Below are 23,697 nucleotides of genomic sequence, written 5' to 3'. Positions count from 1 at the left end.
AGGCCGATACTTTTTCGTCGAATTATTTCATTCTATGCGAATAAGTGCCGGATTGCTGGTGTCGAGTGATACGCCCAGGCTTGCCTTCACTGCATCGGCGAAGCCTTCGGGGTCATTGACGCGGAACAGGCCGTCCAGCTGCTCCCGTGCAATACGCGGGTCGGCTATGATGATCTGGCGGGAATTGTAGCGGTTGAACTCGTCCGCCGCGTCGTACAGGGTCCGCCCGCCCAGATCGATCATGCCGCCGCGCCAGGCCAGTGCCCGGTCGACCGAAGAGGAGATGCCTGTCTCGTAGTCGATCACCGCGTTGGCGCTCATCATCGCGCGGTCGCCGGCCTCTAGGCGCATGCGCAAACCCCGGCCGCCCTCGGCCCAGGTTTCCACTACGCCTTCGGTGACGAGGATTTCCACGCCCATCTCACGCCGCCGGACCGAAAAGGCCGTCCCCACCGCGCGTACGCGCACGTCGCCGGATGCTACGACGAAGGGGCGCGCGGCATCCTTGGCCACTTCGAACCACGCCTCGCCCCGGGTGATTTCGACCTTGCGGGTCTGCTGCGCCATCGTCACGGTCAGTTCGCTGCCCGAATTCATGGTCATCACTGAACCGTCGGACAGGGGCAGCCGCCTGATCTCCCCCAGCCGCGTGGCGTATGCAGCGGGACTTTGTGCCCAACGCAACCCCCCGAAGGCCAGCACCGCCGATGCAGCGATCCCGGCCACCACGCCGCGCCGCCGCCAAACGACGGTCGGTGCCGCGCCGGCATCCTGAGGCTCCGGTTCTGCGAGGAGCTCTTCGGCCTTCGGGGTGAGAGCCAGCCAGTGGGCCTGTACCTGTAACAACAGGCCTTGGCGCAGCGTGTCTTCGGCGAGCCATACCTGTAGCTCCGCCTCGTCCGCCGTGCTCCAGGCATCGGCATCCATTCGGGCAACGAAGCGCGCCGCCTCGTCGCGTGTTCGTTCGCTGGCTGCGGTCACCATCGGCGCGCCTCCTTCGGGTGCGGGGGCGCCATACGGTTCTCGCTTTGCGCCTCTGCGCGCAGCCAGGCGTCGCGGATGGCACGCACGCCGGTCCATACCTGCTTTTCGACTGCCTTTTCAGTCATGCCGAGATGGTTGGCGATTTCCTTTTGCGACCAGCCCTCGATCTTGCGCAGTTCCACCACGCGGCGGCAGCGTTCAGGCAGCGCGGCGATGATCGCCAACACCCGTTCGTAGCTGATCCGGCTGGCGGCCTGTTCTTCTGGCGAGGGTGTCTCGTCGCGCCAGGTCTCGATCTCGCTCACGGCCTCGAACACCACCACCTGCTGGCGCTTGAGGCGGCGCAGCATGAGGTTGCGCGCGATCGCCGACATGTAGGCGAGCGGTTGGTCGATGTGATCCACCGAGGGGAGCATCGCTATCCGGCAATAGGCTTCCTGCATGACCTCGTCGATATCCTCCGGCGAAAGGCGCGAACGCGCAAGCCAGCGCCGTACGCGTGCCTCGTGAGGCACGATCTCGCGCGCGACCCAGACCGCGATCCGGCGCCTCCGGGCAGGTTCACTACCTGCCCCTGTTGCGTCTGCCTCTCCTGGCGTGACACCCTCCTTCACCGGGATTGCCTTCCCGCTCTGCCATATGAGAGACCTACGGTGGAAGTTTCCTTCTGCGCGCGCCATATTTTTTTGCTTACTCGCCGATGCGGCCCACTTGAGAGCATGTGCTGTCAAACATCCAAGGCCTGCTCGGCAGCGAGAGATCGTCCGGTATGCTCAGCCGAGTGGAGCGGTCAGCGAGCCTCGGCTTCACCGCGGAGGATGGGCGGTGAACCGCAAGCGGCTCTACCGACTGTACCGGGAAGATGGCTTGAGTTTACGGCTTAAACGGCTGCTCGGCATGTCAGCTCTGCTCGGCTGGAGCCCCAGGCGGATGATGCGCCTGATCGAGCCGCACAACCTGCGCTGGCTGGAAGAGGCAATCATTCCCGACGACATTAACGGCGATCACGAGCTGCGCCGCTTCGGCACCACCCCGATCGCGGCGGGTGAGCATGAATTCACCAGCTACGGCTTGCGCCAGATGATCGAGGCCAAGGCGCTGGACTACTTCCAGTTCGACACCAACCGCGTCGGCGGCATCATCGCCGCGCGCAAAATCCAGGCGCTGGCCGAGGCCTATTCGATCCCATCCCCCATGCAGCGTCTGATCGGTCGCACAAAAAGGTGGGTAGAACACCAAGCTTCACGCCGTTACCGACGCCAACGGCCGCCCGCTCAGCTGCTTCATGAGCGCCGGGCGGATCGGCGCTGCGAATCTGCTGGACGATCTGCTTAAGGCGAAATGGCTACCGGGCGACCGCGGCTATGATACCGACTGCTCCAGGGCGGCGTCACGATGCCGCTGCGCGGCGACTGCTTGTCCACCGGCTCGTGTTTACGTTCGCGAGAGTGGCTGTACGCGGCGGGTTCTGCCCCCCACAGGGCGAGTTTGGGCACACCCGGGCCGGGATGGCGGCTTTCAGGTCCGGCCATCGTGGCCGGCGTTAGGCATCCCGCATGTCGAGCTTGAGCTGGAGCCATTGGGCCATCGTGGCGAGTTCGGATCGCAGGGCCTCGGGGGCATGACCGGGGGCATCGGCCTCGAGGTGGACCGACTGGACGAGCAGCCGTTGCTGCTTGCGGTCGGCCTTGAGATCGACGCGCGCGACGAGCCGGTCGCCGAGCAGGAAGGGTAGGACGTAATAGCCATGGCGCCGTTTTTCTGCCGGTACGTAGATTTCGATCCGGTAGTGGAAGCCGAACAGGCGCTCGGTGCGATCGCGTTCCCAGATCAGCGGATCGAAAGGGGCTAGCAGGGCCTGCGCGTCGATCCGTCGCGGACGCCGGGCATCGCAGTGCAGCCAGGCGTGGCGCCATCCCGGCACGTCGACCGGAACCAGGATACCCTTTTCGGCCAGTTCATGGATGGCCTGGCGCGCGGCTTCGCGCGGCTGGCGGAAATAGTCGCGCAGTTCGCGCGACGTCGCGATGCCGTGGGCGGATGCGGCCCGTTCGATCAGCGCCTTGTGCGCTTCTGTGTTGCTCGGGGTGGGCAGCGCCGTGACCCCGGCGGGCAGGACGCGTTCGGTCAGGTCGTAGACCCGCTCGAAACTGCCGCGCCGGGTTGCGGTGGTGATGTGGCCGGCCCAGAACAGCCATTCAAGCGCGCGCTTGGTATCGCTCCACTCCCACCAGCCCGACTGGCCCTTGTGCGCCTCGAAATCCGAAGTCGCCTGCGGGCCATCGCTGCGGATGCGATCAAGCAGCGCCATGGCCTCGGCCCGGCGTTCAGTGGCGAAGACGCGCATGCCCGTCCAGCCGGCCTCGCCGCGATCGGCCTGTGCCATGCGCCAACGCAGCAGCGGCTGGAGGTCGAAGGGGAGAAGCGAGGCTTCGTGGGCCCAGTATTCGAACAGGCGGCGTTTGCGCGCCGGTCCCCAGGCAAGGGCGTCGAGGTCGCCGCGCTCGTAGATGCCCAGGCGCGAGAAGGCGGGCAGGTAGTGCGCGCGGGAGAGCACGTTGACGCTGTCGATCTGGTGCAGATGCAGCTTGTCCAGGGTTCGCAGCAGGTGTGTGGGCCCGGGCTTTTCCGGACGGCGGGCGCCGAAGCCCTGGGCGGCGAGCGCGATGCGGCGTGCCAGTGGCGGTTCGATACGCTCGACCATGGTGGACTATGTCGCCTCGGGATCGAAGCCGCGCGCGGCGCAGCTGCGCCGCAGGCGGGGCAGGGCGGGTTGGGCCTTAGCGAGCCAACTTGAGCGGGATGGCGGTGGCGGCCGGTATCTCGGCCTTTTCCGCAGCGGTCTGGTCGCTGACGGCATCGGGCACGAGGGTGCCGAACCGTTCCAGAAGCTGGGGGACCAGATCTCGCAGGTTGATCAGGTCGGCCCGGGTCCCGGTGCGCGCGGCGGCGAGGCCGTGGAGGCGCCGGGCGTGGGCGATCAGTTTCTCATCGCTCATCAAAGGCTGTTCCAGTCCAGTTCGGCGTCGTCGAGCGCTTCGTGCATGTCGGGGTCGGCGCCCTGCAGGTTCAGGCGCTTCCTCACCTCGACGGGGTCGCCGTCCCTGGGAAAGGCACGATCGGATTTCGCGGCCGCCGCGAGCTGACCGATCAGGCCGCCGCGTTCGGCCTGCTGCAGGATCCAGCGCCCGAACGGGAGCGGCTCAGAATTTTCGGAAGAATTACCGGCGTCGGGAAAGCCGAATTTCGGGAGAACGGTCATTATATGAGCCTTCTTTGCGGATCGCATCGGGACTGCATAGCATGTTCCGAATTTGTTCTCCTAGTTGGCATTCTCGAGATGCGGCGGGCTGAAGGACAGGTGGGTGCTGGACTAGCTAGGCTGGCGCCTGTCGATGTCGACCGCTGAGAACGGAAACGCTGCCGGCCAGGCACTTAGCAGCGTGTTCCGATGAAAAATTAGGGTGAGGTGGGGAGCCTATCCATCAGGCACCTAGGATCGCTGTATCATGGTCCGCTGCTGACGAGACAGGCACGATTGTTCAAGTGCCGCGATGATAACAGCGGATGTAAGCGCGGCCGCGTTACGACCCTCGTCAATCGCCTCGTACGCACGGATTGCGCAGAACGGATAATGGCGCCAGCCCACCTCATTGATGTAGATTAATATCTATTGTGTTCAAAAGTCCGCTTACATAGCCTATTTGACTTTATCGTGTTGATATTCGGTCCTTCAAATCAAATCATGCTTCTATTAGCCGGTCTAGGCAGCATGCTCGCGGCCTCTATTATTTTGGTAGACATTAAGCTCCCGCTATTTGCGAAGACATTGATGGTCATGATCGGAGTTGTCATGATCGCCGCGGGCTTAGCATTGGCTTAATTCAAATAAATTTAATTATGTGCACGAGCTTGAATTCCAAAAATTTAACCTGAAATACTGACAAGCCACTGGGGACGATTGACCCATCGGCGTTTTGGCAATCCGGAAAGGCGACGTAGGGCATCCACATCAATAAGACGGGTAGTTGACCCCTCTCGCTGAATGAGGCCTTGACGCTCCAGTGTTTTTATAACCCGGTTCACGTGGACTGTCGTCAAGCCTAGCACATCTGCCACGTCCGATTGAGTGAGGGGCCACTCAACTGAGCCATCTTGGAGTCCTGCGTGGCTCAAGCGGTCATGCACGTGCAAAAGCAATGCCACCAATCGATCGCTCGCCTGCATTCTACCGATGGTCGCCAGGCGCTCCATGAGGAAAACTCGCTCTTGCTGAGCACTGATAAATAGGCTTGCGGCCAAGGCGGGCGCTTCTTTAAATATCCTGCCGATTGCATTCAGCGATATCGACCTTACGGTCACGTCGGTCATAGCGACAAGTGTTTCCGCTGCTGTTTCTACTGACAGACTAGGCGCGCCTAGAGCGTTTTCCGATCACGCTGGATCGTAGCCGCAGGAGCTAAAGTAATTGGCGCACTCGTCGGGCTGGAAGATATCGACGAGTTTGCCGATGAGATCCCACAGGCCTGAGACGGTGCGTTCGGATGCTTTGCGCAGCATGGCCTTGAGGCGTGAGAAGGCCTTTTCGATCGGTTTGAAGTCGGGGCTGTAGGGCGGGAGGAAGCGCAACGCTGCCCCGGCGGCCTCAATTCTGTCGCGGACGGCCACGCGCTTGTGGCTCGAGAGATTGTCCATGATGACCACGTCGCCTGGCTTGAGCTCTGGCACGAGTACCTGGGCGACGTAGGCTTCGAACCAGTCGCCGTTGATCGGCCCGTCCAGCACCATCGGGGCGATCATCCCGGTCATGCGCAGCCCCGCGACGAACGTGGTCGTCTTGCGATGACCATGCGGGAAGCCCATCCGCAGGCGCTCTCCCCTGGGGCAGCGGCCATGGCTGCGGGCCATGTTGGTCGCGGTCCACGTCTCGTCGATGAAGATCAGGCGCTCGGGCTCCAGATCCAGTTGGTAGTCGAACCACGCCCGTCGTTGCTTCAGGACGTCCGGACGATCTTGCTCGATCGCATGACCCGACTTTTTTTGCGCGTGATCCTGTGCCGGTCGAAGAAGCGCCACAGCGTACCGATCCCAACGTGGACACCGCGCGCGGCAAGACCCGAGCGGATCTCTTCGAGGGTAATGTCCCCGTTCTCCTCGAGCATGGTCATGATGAGATCGGCATGTGCGTCGGTCTTCGATGATCGCTGATCGCCACCAGGCTTGCCGGCAACGGCTCGTCCATGCGCCAGCGCGATTTGCCGCCAGCGGATCGCCGTCGCTACGCCAACCCCGAAACGCGCCGCCGCTGCCCGGCAGCTCAGGCCTCCTTCGACTGCGGCAACAACACGATCACGCAAATCCTGCGACAATGCTCTGGCCATCCATGCCGGCCTCCATACCCAGCAAGGATTCTGAATCAGAATTTTCACGCGGAGGGAATCTTTCGCGATTCAGGCGCTGTGGAAAACGCTCTAATACATCGCCGGGTAAGTGAACTTTGACGATCTGTCGCTCACCGTTCCGCAAATCAAAGCAGCTTGCCGCCCAGCCGGAGCAGAGCAAAAAAATCTGTTGGGCCGGCTCGCTTTGCGCTCGAATGACTTGCCGACGTTGCACGAACCGTTCCTGCTCGCACAAACTCCGGAAGAACGCCAAATCCTCTTCACCCACGCCATTGAACTCAGTCAGCCGCTTCATCATCATGTCGGCCACAAGGTCCCCGATCTTTTCAGATAGTCTCAGTGCAACTTTAAATCTATAATCTAACTTAATACGGTTTCATCGAGCGGGATGTGCCATAACACACCGCTGAACCTTCGCTTCAAAAATTCTATTTCGCAATCAGATAATACCCGCCGAACGCCTGGATTTTGCCGGCGAAACCAGTGCGGGATAGCAGATATCGACAATGGTGACGTGTGAATATCCATATTTTGACTACAAATGACTATCCAGCCTCAAGGCGAACGCTTCTTTACGATATGATATTGCTGCTCGCCGTTTGTCACGGCGAACCGTTCTTAGTCTGGAGTTTGTGAATCGCCTGCCCACTCTTGCCCGACATCCTCATCCGTCGAAATTTCACCTTACTAAGCATGCTGGCGGGCAACGGACCGAGAACCGCATTTCGTTCCATCCCTACGTCGGCAGTAACATAGAACATGTATGACGGTGCTACTACCTCACGAAATTCGATCCGCGATGGCACCTCTCCAACCATTGAAGCTGAGTGACTCGCGAACGACAAGGAACGAAAACGTAGACAGCGCTATCCCGTTTGGTCACTGGCTATTGCAACAGATTGATTGAGGCCGATTCATTAACTCGCACGCGGCGGCGTCCCAAGCGAACAGCGTCTTTCCCAGGGGGTAGAAGCAGATGGCGGCATGCAAGCGGCTGAGGAGCTTCGGCGCTGGGCCCAATATGCATGCATCACCGGACAACGCCGAACCGGACTGGGGTAGCCCTTGATTGATCCAATGACCGATGGACGCACAGATCGCGCTTGCTGAGCACCGCGTGGCCCAGACCGATCGGGAAGGGTCCACCCTCAACTGGGCCAAATTTTCCGGCAGTGCTAAACGTGGAGAGCACTCGCGGCTATGCTGCAATCGAGCGCCTGACCACGAACCCGCTGAAACGATTGTTAAAGGCAAGCCACCGGCGACTAAGCGGTGGACGATGGCCGGATGCAGCCTTCGCTTTTGCATCTGTGACAAGGATGGAAATACAGTTGAAAGGCAGCGCGCCTGCCCAAAACGAAAATGCCCATGACATGCCGATCTACCTTCAGGCTGAACAAACCGCTGCAATTCTGAAGCGCGCCTAATACCGGACGTTGACCCATATGAGGCACGCTGGGGCGCAGCATTCCGTTGAAAAGGCTCTGGCACCACTCAATTGTGAGAAGTAAAAACCTCCGCCGGTAGTACTTTGTTCTCACCGGCGGAAATCCTACGATACGACCCGAAGGATCGACGCAAAAAAGCGCCGTTCATTGTTGCCTTAATAAATATATGCCGCAGATACAAAGCGCGAAATATCTGGATTGGTTCTGTTCCAATGGAACTATTCGGTCGATCATACTCCGCCATTGCGGCTCGAACGAAAAAACCGGCCCGGGGCGCGTTTCCATGTCTCGGGCCGGAGTGAAAAGGAAAAGCATTTGCCAGTCCTTCGGGTCGCAGCGAGAAATTGCACTTGGAAGTTCTGGACCGCAATAACCTATGATTAATCATCATCAAAGATTAGGTTCGAAATGAGGCTTTTTCCTATTGTTTCGTGGGACCTCAAATCTCGCGAAACTGAAGTGAAAAGCATCTGTCGGCTACCGATGAGCGCGGCTCATGATTCGTTGACGGTAATGGACGATCGTGAAACCGCTGCGCCGAGCGCCATTAGACGGCAGGTTTTTTCCCCTAATAGTCGACACTCACTGCCCATCTGATCGGTCACGCAAAGCGACAGTCACCGCGCGGAGAGGAGACCGGAAGCTCTTGCCGATGCTAAAGTCACAGCGCACCCCGTAAGGACACAGTGAAAGCGCGCGGCGCGCCATATCGCGCACTGCCGATGAAAAGGCCGGAATAGTATTTCTTATCGAAAATGTTGTCGACGTGGACCGCTAGCGATAGCCGCTGCGAGCAGCGATAGCTTGCCATCAGATCTACGACAGCCAGGCTGCCTTGCGTGTAGGTTTCGCCGTTCGGACCTTTGCCGTCCGCTGTGGTTTTGCCCTGCCAACGCAGGTTGCCGCCAAGCACCAACCCGTCGAGATTGCCGGGCAGGCGATAGGATGTGAACATCTTGAAACTGTTCTTCGCGATCTGCGGCAACTGGCGCGCGCCGTCGCGGTCCGTCGCCTTGGCATTGGCAAAGCCGCCTGCGATCAGCCAGCCCGGCAGGATTTGTCCGTTGACTTCCAACTCGAAGCCCTTGGATTTCATGCCCGAAACCGCATGATAGGCCGAGCTGCCATCGGGCGCAAAAATACCCGGCCCATCGGCGAGCGCATAGTTGTCCTGCTTCATGTAGAATACCGCAGCGCTGGCACTCAGCTTGCCGTCGAGGAAGTCGGCCTTTAGGCCGGCCTCGTAGGTATTGCCTTCGAGCGGGGCGATCATGTCGCCGTCCACCGTGCGCTGCGTCTGCGGCTCAAATACGCTGGCATAGCTGGCGTAAGCAGAGATCGCATTGTTGAAGTCCACCACGACGCCGGCATAAGGCGTGAAGACAGACTTTTCGCGGATACCCGGTGTCCAGACCTTCGAACCGCTTTCGACCTGCGAATAGCTGTCCTGCCGCCACCACGTCAGGCGTCCGCCAGCGATCATCGAAAGCGGCCCGATCGGCTTGAGCCGTGCCACGCCGGAGGCAGCGCTTGTGCGGATGCGGTTGCCGGAAAGGCCGCCGGTAGCAGTGAGGTCGGGCTTAGGATAGTCGCCGTTTTCGAAGAACTCGAATGCGTTGATCGATGAGTTCATGTAGGCAGGGCCGTTCCACCAGCCGGGATAGGGGGTCTGGTCATCGTCGAACTGAGCGTGGCTTAGCACGAAGGCGACGTGCTGTTCCTGGCCGAGCGCTTCAAAACTGCCGCGCAGGTTTGCGTAGACGGCGTTGAGCGTTAGGTCAGATGCCCACCGCGTCGAGTAGAGCGTGCCTCCAAGGCCGGTGTCTTTGTCGATCGCGCTGCCGAAAAAGTAGCCGATGGTCTCGTCGTAGGAACCTGACTTGTGTTCGGCATCGAGTTGCAGGCGCCAGTTCTTGTCGAAGTCGTGCGCCAGGGATGCGAAGAGATTGACACTCTTGCGCCTGAATTCCGACCAGTTCGCGCCGCCATTGGTTGCCCTGCCGAAGTCGGTCTTTGTCCCGTCGGTGAAGAACAGCGGCACGCCGCCGCGCGACGCGGCCTCGTTGCGAAAGTTCTGATACTCCACGCCAGCAGTTAGAAGGGTGCCAGGCGCAAGATCCGTTTCGACCACGCCGTAGAGCGCGTGGCGCTTGACGTGTTCGCGGTCGATGAAGGTGTCGTTCTCCTGCCATGCGCCTGCAACCCGTGCTCGGACGTGGCCGTCGGACGTCAGCGCGCCGCCAAGGTCGCCTTCAAGGCGATACAGGTCCCATGAGCCGACAGTTGCGGCGGCGCTGGCGCGGGTCTCGGTGCCCGGGCGTTTGCGGATCATGTTGATTGCGGCGGATGGCTGGCCAGTGCCGGTCATCATACCCGCGGATCCACGGATGACCTCGATCCGTTCGTAGGCGACCATGTCGGCGGTGTCTTCGGTGAAGCCGTAGATGTTGGTCGGGCGAGCGACTCCATCGACGAGATAGTTTTTCACGTTGAAACCACGTGCGGTGTAGTTGGTGCCGTCGGTGCCCAGCGCGCTGGAACGGTTGGACTGGATACCGACGATCTGCTCCATCACCTCGGAAATGTCGTTTAGTCCCTGCTCTTGCATGCGCAGGCTGTCGACCACGGTGACCGACTGCGGCGTCTCGCGCGATGACAGGCTAAGGCCGACCGCTTCGGTAGTGCCGGTCACGACAATGGCGCTCGGGTCGGTATCTTCGGCGGTGTCTTCGGCGTGGGCGCTCGTCACCGTCAGCAGGCCCAGCACGAGAACCGAAGCAAAGGAGTGAAGGGCGGGGGTGAAGGTTTTGACGGACATGCTGCGAGCTCCCCTGATCTATATCTATTCGCAAGCTTGAAGCTCCGAATGCGCGCGCCCCTCTAGTGCTAATGAGAGGCAGAAGCAATGCGTTAGCAACATTTGTTTTTTGGAAACCAGGGTCATTGGATCTCGAGCACGGATCAAGATGTTGAGCGGGTTTAGCCGTCAAAGAAATAAATCGCGCTGTAATCCACACGTTTCAAATAATTAGGCCAATTTCTGACCGCGATTCGGCATCTTCCTGAGTTTATCTAAAAAAGGATAATTGATGAGAGCAATCATGCTTTGTTGAATAATAAAACGAATTTTTGCTATATATCAAACGACCGGCGGAAATTTAACCACGCTTTCGCGATTCTTTTAAAGAACGCCTTAAAAAAATCAGAACGTGCGAGCCATTGTAAAGGAAACAACTCCCCCGGACTGCTGGTCGCGTCGTTCCCTGCCGCCGAACGCGCCCGCGCGGCTCGGGTTGTAGAATTGGCGAATTCGATAATTGTCCGCACCATTGAACGCCTTGGCGCGCAGCGTGGTCTTGAACCCGACCAGCGCTGTAGTCTCGATATAGGCGCCCCAAATTGCGCGGTCGTGCCAGCGCAGGACTTCGCCGGTGTAGTAAACTCTGGCTTGTTCCGGCGCGGTCCAGGTGACTCCCCACGAGGACCTGAGCGCCGGCACATCATGGCGGAACTCGGTAGTCAGAGTCTGAGCGGCAATATCGTCCATCGGGCGTCGGCCGCCGGTCATGGGGTCGCGCAGGCGTGAGCCGCGCCATTTGCCATCGACAGTCAGGCGCGCGCCTTTCAGTGCCATGTCGAGCGGCAGGGTGCCCTGAAGCGATACGCCCCATTGCCGCGCATCGCCGATCGTACCCAGTGCCTCGTCGCCGGTGGGCAGCACTAGATAGCCAAGTAATCCTGTATGCCACTGGTGCCAGGCTTCCATGGCGATCGCGCCGCCTTTGCCCCACCGGTGGTCGAGGCGGGCGACGGCGCGGGTAACTTGAGCCGGGCGCAGGCCGGAATTGCCGCCCAGAGGCCGTCCGTCGGCCTGGTTCACCGATGCCGAGAAATCACCGAAGTCGAGTTGATCGACGGTCCGGCGGGCACCTAACCGTACCTGAGTGCTACCCGAGGGCGACCAGACCAGCGCCAGCGATGGCTTGAGATAGGACAGGCTTTGCTCCTGCGCGGCTTCGCCGGTCACGCGGATGCGCGAGAACTCCACCGCCATCCCGGCCTCCAGGTTGAGGTGCCCGGTGAGCTTGACGGTGAGGTTCGCGAAGGCCTCGCCGCGCATTTCCGAAACGCGGGTGGCGGCATTGGCGAGCGGGGTGGGGGTCAGGCCGGCGCCGGTGTCCTCGGCATAGTCGAGCAGGCTGGACAAGCGGTTGTAGGCCACCTCGCCGCCGAACTCGGGCCGCACCGGATGGTCGCCCTCGCGGGTGATGGTGGCGCGGGCGACGAACTCGCTCGGCTTCTGCAGGCGCGAGGACAGGCCGCGATAGGTGGCTTCGATGAGGTCCTCGTCGGTGGTGTAGCGCTCGATCCGGCCGAGGCCGACGAGCTTGGCGGTCCAGCCCGAGCCGAGGCGCCGGGTCCAGTCGAGGCCCAGTTCGCCGCTGCGGCCTTTTTCGTCATAGGCGATGTCGCGCCGGGCATCGGGGGTGTCGTCCGCCGGGCCTTCGAAGATGTCGATCCCGCGTTTCGAGGAATAGCCGTCCTTGTTCAGCCGCAGGTTGACCGTCAGCGTGCCCCCGGCCAGCGCGCCGGAGGTGGACAGCGCCAGCCCGTATTCGGGGGCCTTGCCGGCGATATGTTCGCGCCGCGTGCGGGTGAGCGCGCCGGCGGCGTCACGGTCGAGGTAGATGCCGTCGGTGGGGAAGCGCGCGATTTCGCCCGACAGCTCGATGTTGGTCTGCCACCCCGCGATCGCCCGCGCGTGGCTGATCCGCGCCGAGGGGGAGATCACCCCGTCCGCCGTGTGGCTGAGGGTGAGCGAGGCATTGCCCGACCCTCCCGCATCGGCGCGCAGCACCATGTTGGCGACCAGCGTCTGCCCCTGTGCTTCGGCCGCATCGGTGCCGCGCAGCAGGACCACGCGCTCCACCCGCGAGGCCGCGATGCGGCGCAGCACTTCGCCGATGCCGCCGCCCTTCACGGTGGGGCGCTGCCCGTCGATCAGGACGTTGCCGGCGGCCCCGCCGAAACCGCGTACCGAAGTGCCTTCTGTAAGGAGGAAGCCCGGCGTGCGCTCCAGCATGTCGAGCGCGGTCTGCGGCTGGAACGGCTTGTAGAAATCGGCCGGATAGACCGGGTCCGGGCCGACCGGCACGACCACGGGCGGCGCCTCCTGGCCTAGCCGTTCGGCCGGGCGCGGCTCGTCCACCGGGGAGGCCGTGGCGGCCACGCCTGCAAGTATCAGCGAAAATGCATTCATAGGACGGGAGCCAGCACCCATTGCAGGAGGGCCAGCGCCACGGCAGTGCCCGCCAGCCAGATCCACGCCCGCGCCGCGCTGCGGGCGTGGAAGATCGCCATCGAAAGCGCTGCAAAGATTGCGAAGCTGGCCAGCGTCGCGGCGATCACTGCCTCGGCCCGGTCCATGCCGAGCCGCGCGAGGACGAACGAGAGGACCACCGTGGCCCGCGCCGTCAGCCCGTAAGCACCCAAAGTGCCCGCAAGCGTGCGCGCCGTCACCGCAAGGCGATGGCGACGCGCACTGCCGGCCGTAGCGTGAGGCGGGGGGATTGCGATACCCGCCGCGGCATTCTCCGCACCCTGGGTCACTTGGCGTCGAAGCTCAGCGACGCGATATGCTGCAGCTTAGATACCTTCTGCCCGGCGATCTCGACATCGGCGGGGGCGGAATGGCGGGCGACGAGGATGTAGCGCCCCTTGGCCGAAACCGGCACGGTGACGCGGCCGGCGGCGTCGGTCTTCACGGTCTTTCCCCATAGCGCGGGATTGATCAGCGTGACGTCGGTTGCGGGCAGCGGCTGGCCCTTGAACAGCAGCGTGAAGCTGTCGCTGCCGGGGGCGAGGGGGACCAGTTCGAAGTCGTGCACCGCGCGCGTCTCGCTGCGGCCGGTGCGGGCCTGGAATGCGGCGGCTTCGAAGACGCCCTCTTTGTTCTGCCACGGCGCCCAGACCTGATCGTTGTAGTAGCGCAAGTCCCCCTTGCCGCCCAGAACGCCGGTGGCCTTGGCGACGAGGTGTTCGGGCGTTGCGGAAACGGGCGCGACTTGCGCCGGATCGCTGGCGAACAGCTTCGAGGTGGGCACCAGCTTCACCAGCGTCTCGCCCCGGTCGCGCTCGCCGGTGGCGTCGCCGACATAGGTGCGCACCGTGTCGCCATGGCGCTCCAGCCAGATTTCGTGGGCCGAGGCGCCGGTGGCGGCGACGGTGGTCAGCAGGGCGGTGGCGATGATGGTCTTGAACATGATATCTCTCTCCTTTGAAACAGACGTTTGGGCGGGGATGATTTTCAGGAAATCCGCTTGAGGATGCGTTCGCGGTTGGTCTGGGCGGTGAGAACCAGCATGGCGGCGACACTCAGCCAGCCGAACCACACGACCGCGCCATAGGCCCAGCCGAGCGCGAGCCCGGCGATCAGGAACGCCAGCGCCAGCGCGGCGAAACCGCTCCACCGCAGCAGGCGCGACGTGCGCGGCGCCAGCTTGCGGCGCAGCCAGTCCTGCTGGTGGCGCGCCATCGCCATGAGCAGCAGCGCAAAGCCCAGCAGAGCGGGCAGGGCGATCGCGAGGTGGATCATGCGGTGGCGTCCACTCGGGCACGTTGTCGCCTTGCGGGCGCGGTTTTGGGTTGGTGGCGCAGGACTTTCCATGCGGTGTAGCCGAGCCCGGCGGCGAGGGCGGCGATCGTCAGGTCGAAGCCGGCGATGATCCAGTCGCCGCGCCAGATGCTTTCGCCCAGCCCGCGCGAGGCGGTCAGGGCATTGACCACCGGGACCAGCGCAAACAGCACCGCGCCTGCGCCCAGCGCTTCCACCCAGGCGCGCTTGGCGGGGCGCGCCAGCGTCCACGCGAAGATCGCGCCCCAGCCGATGAACAGGCTGTCGACCTCCCATTCCGCGCGCTCGGCCATGGCGGCGGGAAGCAGGCGGTTGGCGAGGAAATAGACGGCGATGCCCGCAGGCGCGCCGGCGATGAAGCCGATGTTGAGCCGCTCGACCAGCCGGAACCCGAAGTGCGGGCGGGCCGGATCGGGCAGCTTGGTGCGCCGCTTGACGCACCACAAGGCAAGGCCGGTGGCGCACATGGCGGTGCCGCCAAGGCCTGACAGGAAGTATAGCCAGCGCAGGCCATAACCGGCGAACCAGCCGGTGTGCAGATCCACCATGACCTCGCGCGTCAGGCTGGCCGCGCCTGTTGACGGGGTGGGAACGTCGATGATGCGCCCTTGCGCGGCGGCGAGATAGAGCCCGTCGCGCCGTCCGCTGCTCCAGTCGGTGCGCTCGGGATAGAGGTGCGCGGTCGCGGCGGCATCGCCGGGATGGTCGATGCTGATATAGGCGGGCCCCACGCCGCCCCACTTGTGTTCGGCGATGGCGACGAGACGGGTGAGCGGGGCGGTTGGCGCCGGGGTGCCGCTGGCCTCGCGCTCGTCCGGGCGGGCGGCGGTTGCTTCGTAGAAGGCGTCACGCGTCGCGAAGTTGGCGGTGATCGCCCAAGGCATCAGCGTGAACAGCAGCGTGACTAGGCCGGTGTAGGTGATCATCACATGGAACGGCAGCGCCAGCACGCCGGTGGCATTGTGCGCGTCGAGCCAGCTGCGCTGGCCCTTGCCGAACCGCATCTGGAAAAATTCGGTGAAGATCTTCTTGTGCGTCACCACGCCTGAAAGGATCGCCACCAGCATCGCCAGCGCCGCCACGCTCACCAGATAGCGCGCCCAGCGGACCGAGATGTAGTGCAGGTCGAAATGCATCCGGTACAGGAAGAACCCGCGACGCGTCTCGCGCACGGCGATCTCCTGGCCGGTCTGCGGATGCAGCGTGATCTGTTTGCGATCGTGCCGGTCTTGTCCCGCGACGCGCCACGAAACGGCGAGGCCACTGCCGCCGCGCGCATTTGGCAGCGACACGGTCCAGCTTTCCGCGCCCGCGCCGCGCTGGCGCAGGAGCGTGTCGGCGGCATCGAGCGCGCGGGCGCTGACGCGGGTTTCCGAGGCAAGTTCGGGGCGCATCCACGCATCGATCTCGTACTGGAAGAACGCCGCCGTCCCGAACACGAAGACGATGTAGAGGATCCACCCCGGCACCAGTCCGACCCAGGTGTGCAGCCACGCCATCGACTGGCGGAAACCCTGCTTCATGGCTTTCGGGCTCCCCGAGGGCGATGGCGCCGTGCTGCCCACGACGATCAGAACACGGCCCGCGCCGAGAAGGCGATGTTGCGCGGGTTGCCAAGCTGGTTGACCGAGGCCCAGTAGTCCTTGTTGGTGAGGTTGGAGGCGTAGAGGTTGAACGTCACCGGCTTGCCAAGCGCCATCGTGCGATAGCGGATGCCCAGATCGACCAGCAGGTAGTCGTCGATCTTGTTGAGGTTCGCCGCGTCCTGGTACTTGTAGCCGTTGTAGTAGAGCCCGCCCGACAGGGTGAGCCCTTCCACGCCGGGAATGCCGTAATCGACCGAGGTCTTGAGCAGCAGGGGCGAGGAGTTGGTCGGCGACTTGCCCTTGAGCGCGGCGTTGGTCGCCTTCTGGATGCTGAGGTCCATCAGCGTACCGCCGACCACGACGTTGAGGGTGTCAGTCACCTTGCCTGTCAGCGTCAGTTCCACGCCTTGGTGGACCTGCCGTCCGTCCTGGCTGATCGTGGTCATGTTGTTGGCGTCGGTTTCGGTGAAGGAATTGGCCTTTTCGATGCGGAACAGCGCCGAAGTCAGTAGCAGGCTGTCGGAGAAGGCGTACTTCGCGCCGACCTCGTACTGGCGGCTGATCATCGGCGCGAAGATCTGGCCGGGATTGGTGTAAAGGTTCGGGTCGTCGGGAACCACGGTCCCCGCTTCGAGCGATTCCATGTAGCTGGCATAGGTGGTGAGCCCCGCGACCGGCTTGTAGATGATCGACACGGTCGGGGTGAGCGCCGATTCCTTGTAGCTCGACGTCGCGACGCCTGGGGCGTTGAAGGCCTTCGTCTCGATCGTGCTGTAGTTGAAGCCGATCAGCGCGCTCAAGGTGTCGGTGAAGGCGATGTCGTCGCCGATGATCACGTTGGTGTTGGTCGCCTGGCTGGCCTTGTAGCGGGGGCCGCGCTTGGTGGTGAAGCTTGGTTCGGGAAGGTTGAGGAAGTCTTCCAGCGGCACATTGGCAGGCACGACATACGGCGTGCCGTCGGCGTTCAGCGGGTCGATGTAGTTGGGGCTGTACTGGTTGACCCGGTACGTGTCCCAGGATCCGCCGACCGTCAGCTTGTGGCCGATCCCGCCGGTATCGAACGATGCGTCGACATAGACATAGGCGCTGTCCTGGATCGTGTCGTAAGGCAGCGCCCGCGACGGCGAATACATGCTCCAGCCCGTGCCCTTGTAGATCGGGTAGGGGATCAGGAACTCGCGCTCGTCCTCCTTGTGCATGTACGCGGTGCGCACCGACACCGCTTCGGACAGCGTGTATTTCAGGTTCACGCCGACGCGGTCGGACTTGGTCTGGTTGTAGGTCCAGGCGGGGGTGTAGGTCTTGCCGACATCGTAGGCGTCGGGCCAACCGCTCACCCCGGCGGTGTAGAAGCGGGTATCCGCTCGGTCGAGATGCCAGTAGGTATGCGCCGCTTCCACCTGGAACAGCAGGTCGCTGGTGATGTTCCAGTCCACCGCGCCGCTGACCAGCCACTTCTTGAGGTGCTGGTCGTCCTTCGAAGTTTCGCCGTTCGCATAGGACGCGTTGAAGCGGTAGGCGAGGGTGCCGGCGCCATCCAGCTTGCCGCCCAGATCGGCATGGGTGAAGTACTGGCTGCCACCGTAATTGCCCACGGTCAGGTTGGTGAGGCGTTCGTACGTCGGCCGCTTGAGCACGTAGTTGGCGACACCGCCGACGTTGCCGGGACCATAGAGGAACCCGGACAGCCCGTTCATCACCTCGACCTTCTCGATCTCCTCGGTGCTCAGGCCATAGGTGTACGACGAAAGCCGGAGGCCATCGAGAATGCCCACGCTTTGCCCGAAGCCGCGGATGGTGACGGAAGGGTAGCCGAATACCGAGGTCGGCGCCGTGGCCTGCACCACCGGGTTCATCTTGTAAAGTTGGTCCAGATCGCGGGCGACGGTATTCTGGATCTGGTCGTTCGACATGACGCTGACCGAATAAGGCGTGTCGGCGATATCGCGCGCGCCCCACGGGCCGATACCGGCGACCTTGTCGGCATCGACGTGCTGGCCGTTGACGGTGATAGTCGATCCATCGCGCCCGGACTGTTCGCCCGCGCGGGTGTCCGCCTCGTCGTCCACGTTCGAATACGCGACCGACTGGATGCGCATGGAGTCAAGTTCCAGCCGTCCGACCGTTGCCGGGGCGATCGTGATGGTGCCGCCATCGGTGCTCCGCCCCACCAGCCCGGTGCCCAACAGCAGCCGCGACAGCGCCTCGCGCGGCAGGAAGCGACCTCGCAAGGCCAGCGTCGTGCGGCCTTCGGTCAGGCGGCCTTCGTAGGAAATCTGCACGCCGCTCTGCTCGGCAAAGCGGCTCAGCGCTTGTGCCAGCGAGCCCGCCGGGATGTCGTACTGGCGGAGCGTGTCGGCCTGCTGGGCGCATGCGGGCGCGGCGAGGCCCGCTGCCGTCAACATCGTCGTGCCGACCAAGGCCACTGCCAACAGCCGCCGCGCGGAAAATCGCTGCATCTCTTGAAAATCCCCACAATACCCCGAGCGCATAATTGCTGTTGCGATGCACTCTCATTAGGTAAGTCGGAGCGGCGCGGCGTTTGGAGCCTATCGATCGAAAAAATTTCGCGGGCGGGCCGAAATGCTCAGCGGCTGACCACGATCAGCCTGTCGGAAATGCGGATCGACCTGAGGCCAAGCGTCGTTTCCAACGCGTCCATCGCGTCCAGCGGGCGGTCGAGATCGTAGACGCCGTTGACCCGCAGCTTCGCCGCGTCACCGCGCACGGTCCAGTAGCCGCGCCGCTCGCGCCCGATGGTCCACACCACTTCGCCAAGCGGCCGGTCGAATACGATCAGCTTCCCCCGCGTCCATGCCGTCGCGGCGCGGACATCGATGTGGGCGGGACGCTCCACGCGCTGCGCGGTGAAGGACGTGGCTTCGCCTTCGCGCAAGATGGCGCGCGCCCCGCCGGAAGTGCGGATCGCGACGCTGTGCTGCAGGACCACCACTTTGGGGCGTTCCTCCTGCTCGCGGACCGAGAATATTGTGCCCAGCGCGGTCACGCTGCCCTCCGGCGTTTCGACGACGAAAGGATGACGGCGATCGGTCGCCACTTCGAATTGCGCCGCGCCGGCCAGCAGCCTGACGGTGCGGTGCGTGCCGGATCGGTCGAAAGTCAGCGCCGAGCCGGCGTCCATCCTGACCACCGAACCATCGGCCAGGGTGACGCTGCGCCGCTCGCCGATGCCGGTCGAATAGTCCGCGCGCAGCCGTGCCGGCCAGTCTTCAGCGTAACCGAGCAAGATCAGGGCAAGGCTCGCGGCGATGGCCGGGATCGCGGCGCGCCGCCGGATCGGGCCATGGGCGATGCGCCATCGGCCCGAACCGTGCCGACGCGCCGGTTGCTCGACGCGGACGGGTATCGCCGCCATCCGGCGATAGCGCTGCCACACCGTATTCTGCCGATCGAATTCACGGCGATGTTCAGGAACGGCGAGCCAGGCTGCGAAAGCGGCCCCGTCAGCGTCTCCCAGCGGCGCGCTGTCCTGCCGAACGATCCAGTCCGCTGCCTGATCTTCGAGGGTTTCGATCCGAGCGTCTTCGTCTTCAACCGACATCGCTCACCTCACGGTTCGTGCTGGGAGAGACCGCCGCGATGGACCGCCTCATCTGTATAGTCGGAGTTCGAGCCGCATCGGCGCCCTGTCGCTGCATTTTTATGCGTCCCCCCGTGGTCGCCAAGGATTCGTGCGCACAGCACAAGGGCATGGCGAAGCTGCTTTTCCACCTGTTTGACATGGATACCCAGCCGGTCGGCGATCTCGGCCTTCTCCAGCAGTTCGACGTGCCGCATCGCGAACACCTCGCGGCAGCGCGGCGGCAGCGAGGCCATGGCACCATGAAGCCGGTCCAACTCGTCCCTGCCGGCCGCGTGGGCTTCGGGCGAGGGGGCATCATCTGCGACATCCTCTGCCCGGTCCGCATCCACCAGCCAACGGGACCAGCGCTGCTGCTGACGCATGGCCTCGGCGCTGAGGTTGCGGGCGATGCCGTGGACGAATGCCTGCACGTCGACCACCCGGCCCGCCTCGATTGCGGGAATGGCGCGCACGAAGGCTTCCTGCACGATGTCGGCCGGTTCGACGGGGGGGCGAACACGGCGGCGCACGCTCGCCAGGAGGTCCGCGCGATGACGCGTGAGCAGGGACAGCGCGGCGACGGTCATCGCGCCGCCATGCGGGTACCGGGCTGGACGATCAGGAACTGGAGCGGCATCGCCACGGCCAGTTCGTCAGGCAGCTCGGGCGGAATCTTCGGGAAGGGTGCTGAACGACGGACTTGCATGATCGCTGCGTGATCGAGCAGCGCGCGGCCGGTCGAGCGCTCGATGGCCGCATGCAGCAGGTTCCCGTCCCGATCTATCCGAAACAGCACCGCGCCATCACCTTGGTAGTGTTTGAGCAGCGCCGCGTCAGGATAGTGCCGTTGCGCTGCAAGCCGTTCGAACAGTTCGCGGCGGTAATCCTGTATCACATCGCTTGTGGCGCGGGCTTCCAGTGAAGGACGCGATAACTTGGCTTGGGTGTCTGCCACGACCTTCGACATGGCCGGGGCGGCGATCTCTACCGGAATTTCGGCGATAGCGATCGGCTTTGTCTTCGCGACGCTGGCGGGCGTTGCGGGTTCCGGTTCCGGTTCATGCTTGGGTTCGTTTGGATGGTTCGGTGTTCGGGACACAAGGAAGACGCGGTCGGCGGGACGCGAAGCATGATCCGGCGATACAGGAGATTGATTGTAAACGACAATGATCACGCCCAAGGTATGGACCAGCACCGTGACGACTAGCGAGATCAGGCGCGAGGTTTTGCCGCGCAATCGGTGTTGCTGAAATTCCGATATTGCCGTGGCGAATCCCTTCATGAGAATGCCCATATCCGTTATTGCGATCTAATCGCAATAACGGATATGGGCATTGCGTTCTTTTGTGTCGATTACGGTTGGCCAGATCGACGTCGTGATTGTGGTTGTTCCCAGTGGCATCGCGGCGGAACCTGATGGTGCCAAAAAGCACGTCGATAAGGTTCTGCTGGTCAATGTCGCGAGCCTTTAGCGTCATTACATGCGGCTCTCTGCCAATGGTTGCTCCCCGCCTGATGCTGGCGTCATTCACCGCCAGATGCAGCGACTCGAACGCAGTGATTGAGCGAATTCGACCAAGAAAGACCGCGAAATTCTCTATTGCTAATGCGAGTGCGTCGCAGTACTAGCGCAGTCGAAATTTGCATCAGGGGGAAATCATGTCATTCGCGTCCAAGGCGGCTGCCCGCCGCTCATTCCTTGCGCTGTCCTGCATTGCGCCAGCCTTTGCCGCCGGTGCCCACGCTGAGGAAATCGACACAACAGAGCGCAGTCTCGGCGGCGTCACGGTTTCCGAATCCGCCATCACCGACACGCCCGGCCGCAAGTTAGAAAGCCCCAAGCGCACGCGTCCCGTCCGCGACACGCCGCAGACGATCACGGTCCTCACCAACGAAGTAATCGAGCAGCAGAACCTGCTGACGCTGCGCGATGTGCTTGCTACCGTTCCGGGCATCACTTTCGGTGCCGGTGAAGGCGGTACTGGCCCTGGCGACAATATCACATTTCGTGGCTACAGCGCCGCCAACGACATCACCATCGACGGCGTGCGCGACAGCGCGCAGATTACCCGCACCGACCCGTTCAACCTCGATCAGGTCGAAGTCACCAATGGCGCCAATTCGGTGATCTCAGGCGCTGGCTCGGTCGGCGGCAACATCAACATCGTCACCAAGCGCCCCAAGGCCGACGACGCCTACGTCGCGACCGCAGGCATCGGCACCGACAGCTACTACCGCGCCACCGTCGATCTCAACAAGCGCGTCAGCGACTTGGTCGCCTTCCGCCTCAACGCGATGTGGCACCGCAACGACCTGCCGGGTCGCGACGTCGAGAACTATAAGCGCTGGGGCGTCGCCCCGTCGCTGACCATCGGCATCAGCAGCCCGACCCGCCTGACACTGCAGTATTCGCACCAGGAGGACGACAACGTGCCGCAGTATGGTGTTCCCTACTACAGCGGCACCGTGCCGGGGGTTCATCGCAGCGACTACTTCGGTTACCGCAACGTCGATAAGCAGCGCATCAACGTCGACCAGATGACTGCGATTTTCGAGCATGAATTCAGCGACACCACATCCATCCGCAACCTTGCGCGCTGGCAGGACTCGCGCCAGCTTACCGTCGTCTCGCCGCCGCAGGGCACTTACTGCCTCGTCAGCCGCGTGACGCCCAGTGGCGCCAGCTGCGGCACCGTGCCCGCCGGTTACTACCAGCCCTCGGGCCCGCGCGGCACCACGCGGAACATCCACAACCAGCTGATGTTCGACCAGCTTGACATCAAGGCCGTGTTCAACACCGGCGCGATTGAGCACACCATCGATCTTGGCGGCGCCGCGACTTGGGAAAAGTATGAACTGAACAACGGCAACTCGCTGCGCAATGCCAATGGCACCCCTGGCTACGCCACCTTGCCGCTGATCAACATCGACAACCCGAACGACGTCGTCGCCGGGCCGGGAGCCTTCACGTATGGCAGCAACCTGTACGGCGGCGCGATCAACTTCATCCGCACCGGACACACGATCGGCGAGCAGACCAACGTCGCGGGCTACCTGTTCGACACGATGAAACTCGGCAAGCTGGAGCTGAACGCCGGTGCCCGTGTCGAGCGCAACACGGGCCATTCGCGCACTCACACGATCTGCGGCACCGCCGCAGGCTGCGTCGTCAACGGCGCGACTATACCATTCGGCAGCCCCTCGTTGATCGGCGCCAAGGCCAGCAACGCCGCGACGCTGTTTTCGTACCGTGTCGGCCTCGTTTACAAGCCGGTTGAGGCGGTCAGCCTCTACGCAGCCTACGGCAATTCGCAGACCCCCTCGCGCAACTCGGTCAATGCCGCCTGCACCATTTCGGCTCCAGGAGTCGTCGGCGCGACCTGTAACATCGACCCCGAGGAAGCGCGCAACTACGAGGTTGGTGCCAAGGCGGAATTGTTTGACGGCGACCTGCTGTTGACGGCGTCGGCCTTCCGTAACGAACGAAACAAGTATGCGGTCGCCTCGGCCAACCCGCTCGTTGAGCCCGAGCAGCAGCTCGACGGCAAGTCGCGCGTAGACGGCATCGCGCTCGGCGCCACCGGCGCAATTACCCCGAACTGGACGATCACGGCGAACTACACCTACTTAAAAAGCAAGCTGATCCGCTCGCTCGACCGGGACTCGACCGCGATCGACTATGCTGCCGGCTCGCGGTTGACCCAGACTCCCAAGCACTCGGGCAGCCTGTTCACCACCTATCGCCTGCCATTCGGCCTGACGATCGGGTACGGCGTCACTTACCAGGGTAAGTTCGCGTTCAACACGCCTTCGGCTACCGTTCCGGGCGTGCTCTATTCGCATGATTACCTCGTCCACAACGGTTTGTTGTCCTACGAGTTATCTCCCAACTTTTCAGCGCAGCTCAACGTCAAGAACATCGGCAACAAGTTGTACTACCAGCGCATCCGCAACAACGGCTGGGCAACTCCGGGCGATGCCCGCTCGGCGGTCCTGACGCTCATCGCGAAGATGTAAACCGCGGCAGGGTTGGTGAACAGCTCCGGCCTGTCCACCAACC

General features: G+C 62.9%; 20 protein-coding genes and 2 pseudogenes. 4 read left to right on the top strand and 18 right to left on the bottom strand.

All coding sequences use genetic code 11. From position 1 onward, the window contains the following. Nucleotides 1-27 precede the first annotated feature (27 nt). The gene (locus tag TQ38_RS21280; protein WP_043978680.1) at nt 28-984 is read right to left on the bottom strand and encodes a FecR family protein; all 957 of its coding nucleotides are present in this window, start codon (nt 982-984) and stop codon (nt 28-30) included. Further along, nucleotides 978-1,598, bottom strand: coding sequence for an RNA polymerase sigma factor (locus TQ38_RS21275; protein ID WP_240198029.1), 621 nt, complete (start codon nt 1,596-1,598; stop codon nt 978-980). The genes TQ38_RS21280 and TQ38_RS21275 overlap by 7 nt, the downstream gene beginning before the upstream one ends. 25 nt (nt 1,599-1,623) lie before the next feature. On the opposite strand from TQ38_RS21275, the pseudogene TQ38_RS31520 reads away from it, so the two are divergent. Both TQ38_RS31520 and TQ38_RS21265 read left to right on the top strand, forming a co-directional pair. Further along, nucleotides 1,624-2,160 (top strand): annotated as a pseudogene (locus tag TQ38_RS31520) (enolase C-terminal domain-like protein); the annotation flags it as partial. A gap of 24 nt (nt 2,161-2,184) precedes the next feature. After that, a pseudogene (locus TQ38_RS21265) lies at nt 2,185-2,416 on the top strand (IS5/IS1182 family transposase); the annotation flags it as partial. 111 nt (nt 2,417-2,527) lie between these two features. Here the strand turns inward: TQ38_RS21265 and TQ38_RS21260 are convergent. From TQ38_RS21260 to TQ38_RS21235, 6 genes are all read right to left on the bottom strand, one after another. After that, a complete protein-coding gene (locus TQ38_RS21260) occupies nt 2,528-3,688 on the bottom strand; it encodes a winged helix-turn-helix domain-containing protein (protein WP_043978686.1) in 1,161 nt (386 codons plus the stop codon). A 76-nt stretch (nt 3,689-3,764) separates the two neighbouring features. Continuing rightward, nucleotides 3,765-3,983, bottom strand: coding sequence for a hypothetical protein (locus tag TQ38_RS21255; protein ID WP_043978689.1), 219 nt, complete (start codon nt 3,981-3,983; stop codon nt 3,765-3,767). Further along, on the bottom strand, nt 3,983-4,246 hold the full coding sequence (locus TQ38_RS21250) for a hypothetical protein (protein WP_082057890.1): 264 nt from the start codon (nt 4,244-4,246) through the stop codon (nt 3,983-3,985). The genes TQ38_RS21255 and TQ38_RS21250 overlap by 1 nt, the downstream gene beginning before the upstream one ends. Nucleotides 4,247-4,911: 665 nt before the next feature. Beyond that, nucleotides 4,912-5,355 (bottom strand): Crp/Fnr family transcriptional regulator, encoded by a 444-nt coding sequence (locus TQ38_RS21245; protein WP_082057891.1) that lies wholly within the window; start codon nt 5,353-5,355, stop codon nt 4,912-4,914. A 63-nt stretch (nt 5,356-5,418) separates the two neighbouring features. Continuing rightward, a protein-coding gene (locus TQ38_RS21240; protein WP_113942019.1) for an IS630 family transposase occupies nt 5,419-6,365 on the bottom strand; the annotation gives its coding sequence in 2 pieces (ribosomal slippage) (nt 5,419-6,026 and nt 6,026-6,365; 948 coding nt in all). Further along, the gene (locus TQ38_RS21235) at nt 6,334-6,687 is read right to left on the bottom strand and encodes a cyclic nucleotide-binding domain-containing protein (RefSeq protein ID WP_043979054.1); all 354 of its coding nucleotides are present in this window, start codon (nt 6,685-6,687) and stop codon (nt 6,334-6,336) included. The genes TQ38_RS21240 and TQ38_RS21235 overlap by 32 nt, the downstream gene beginning before the upstream one ends. A gap of 880 nt (nt 6,688-7,567) precedes the next feature. Here TQ38_RS21235 and TQ38_RS30085 point away from each other — a divergent pair. Beyond that, nucleotides 7,568-7,813 (top strand): hypothetical protein, encoded by a 246-nt coding sequence (locus tag TQ38_RS30085; RefSeq protein WP_162792337.1) that lies wholly within the window; start codon nt 7,568-7,570, stop codon nt 7,811-7,813. Nucleotides 7,814-8,495: 682 nt separating this feature from the next. On the opposite strand, the gene TQ38_RS21230 is transcribed toward TQ38_RS30085, so the two are convergent. From TQ38_RS21230 to TQ38_RS21185, 10 genes are all read right to left on the bottom strand, one after another. After that, nucleotides 8,496-10,652: a TonB-dependent siderophore receptor gene (locus TQ38_RS21230; protein ID WP_043979053.1), complete on the bottom strand. Its 2,157-nt coding sequence runs from the start codon at nt 10,650-10,652 to the stop codon at nt 8,496-8,498. Between the two features lie 384 nt (nt 10,653-11,036). Then, nucleotides 11,037-13,094 carry a TonB-dependent siderophore receptor gene (locus TQ38_RS21225; RefSeq protein ID WP_043979052.1) on the bottom strand — a complete coding sequence of 686 codons (2,058 nt, stop codon included), beginning with the start codon at nt 13,092-13,094 and terminating at the stop codon, nt 11,037-11,039. Continuing rightward, entirely contained in the window at nt 13,091-13,444 is a 354-nt protein-coding gene (locus TQ38_RS21220; RefSeq protein ID WP_240198028.1) for a hypothetical protein, read from the bottom strand. The genes TQ38_RS21225 and TQ38_RS21220 overlap by 4 nt, the downstream gene beginning before the upstream one ends. After that, nucleotides 13,441-14,097, bottom strand: coding sequence for a hypothetical protein (locus TQ38_RS21215; RefSeq protein ID WP_043979050.1), 657 nt, complete (start codon nt 14,095-14,097; stop codon nt 13,441-13,443). Before TQ38_RS21215 ends, TQ38_RS21220 begins: the two co-directional genes overlap by 4 nt. Before the next feature lie 44 nt (nt 14,098-14,141). Then, nucleotides 14,142-14,429 (bottom strand): DUF3325 domain-containing protein, encoded by a 288-nt coding sequence (locus tag TQ38_RS21210; RefSeq protein ID WP_043979048.1) that lies wholly within the window; start codon nt 14,427-14,429, stop codon nt 14,142-14,144. Then, nucleotides 14,426-15,991, bottom strand: a complete 1,566-nt coding sequence (locus TQ38_RS21205) for a PepSY domain-containing protein (RefSeq protein WP_043979045.1) — start codon at nt 15,989-15,991, stop codon at nt 14,426-14,428. Before TQ38_RS21205 ends, TQ38_RS21210 begins: the two co-directional genes overlap by 4 nt. A 47-nt stretch (nt 15,992-16,038) precedes the next feature. Next, on the bottom strand, nt 16,039-18,513 hold the full coding sequence (locus tag TQ38_RS21200) for a TonB-dependent receptor (protein WP_052505943.1): 2,475 nt from the start codon (nt 18,511-18,513) through the stop codon (nt 16,039-16,041). A gap of 128 nt (nt 18,514-18,641) precedes the next feature. Further along, complete coding sequence (locus TQ38_RS21195) at nt 18,642-19,616, bottom strand: FecR family protein (protein ID WP_043979043.1); 975 nt, start codon at nt 19,614-19,616, stop codon at nt 18,642-18,644. An 8-nt stretch (nt 19,617-19,624) separates the two neighbouring features. Next, nucleotides 19,625-20,224, bottom strand: a complete 600-nt coding sequence (locus TQ38_RS21190; protein WP_043979041.1) for an RNA polymerase sigma factor — start codon at nt 20,222-20,224, stop codon at nt 19,625-19,627. Continuing rightward, nucleotides 20,221-20,919, bottom strand: a complete 699-nt coding sequence (locus tag TQ38_RS21185; RefSeq protein ID WP_162792336.1) for an energy transducer TonB — start codon at nt 20,917-20,919, stop codon at nt 20,221-20,223. Before TQ38_RS21185 ends, TQ38_RS21190 begins: the two co-directional genes overlap by 4 nt. Nucleotides 20,920-21,296: 377 nt before the next feature. Between TQ38_RS21185 and TQ38_RS21180 the strand changes: the two genes are divergently transcribed. After that, nucleotides 21,297-23,654 carry a TonB-dependent siderophore receptor gene (locus TQ38_RS21180; RefSeq protein ID WP_043979036.1) on the top strand — a complete coding sequence of 786 codons (2,358 nt, stop codon included), beginning with the start codon at nt 21,297-21,299 and terminating at the stop codon, nt 23,652-23,654. Nucleotides 23,655-23,697 lie beyond the last annotated feature (43 nt).

The sequence above is a fragment of the Novosphingobium sp. P6W genome, from assembly GCF_000876675.2.
Lineage (GTDB): Bacteria > Pseudomonadota > Alphaproteobacteria > Sphingomonadales > Sphingomonadaceae > Novosphingobium.
This window is presented reverse-complemented; position numbering and strand designations above follow the sequence as displayed.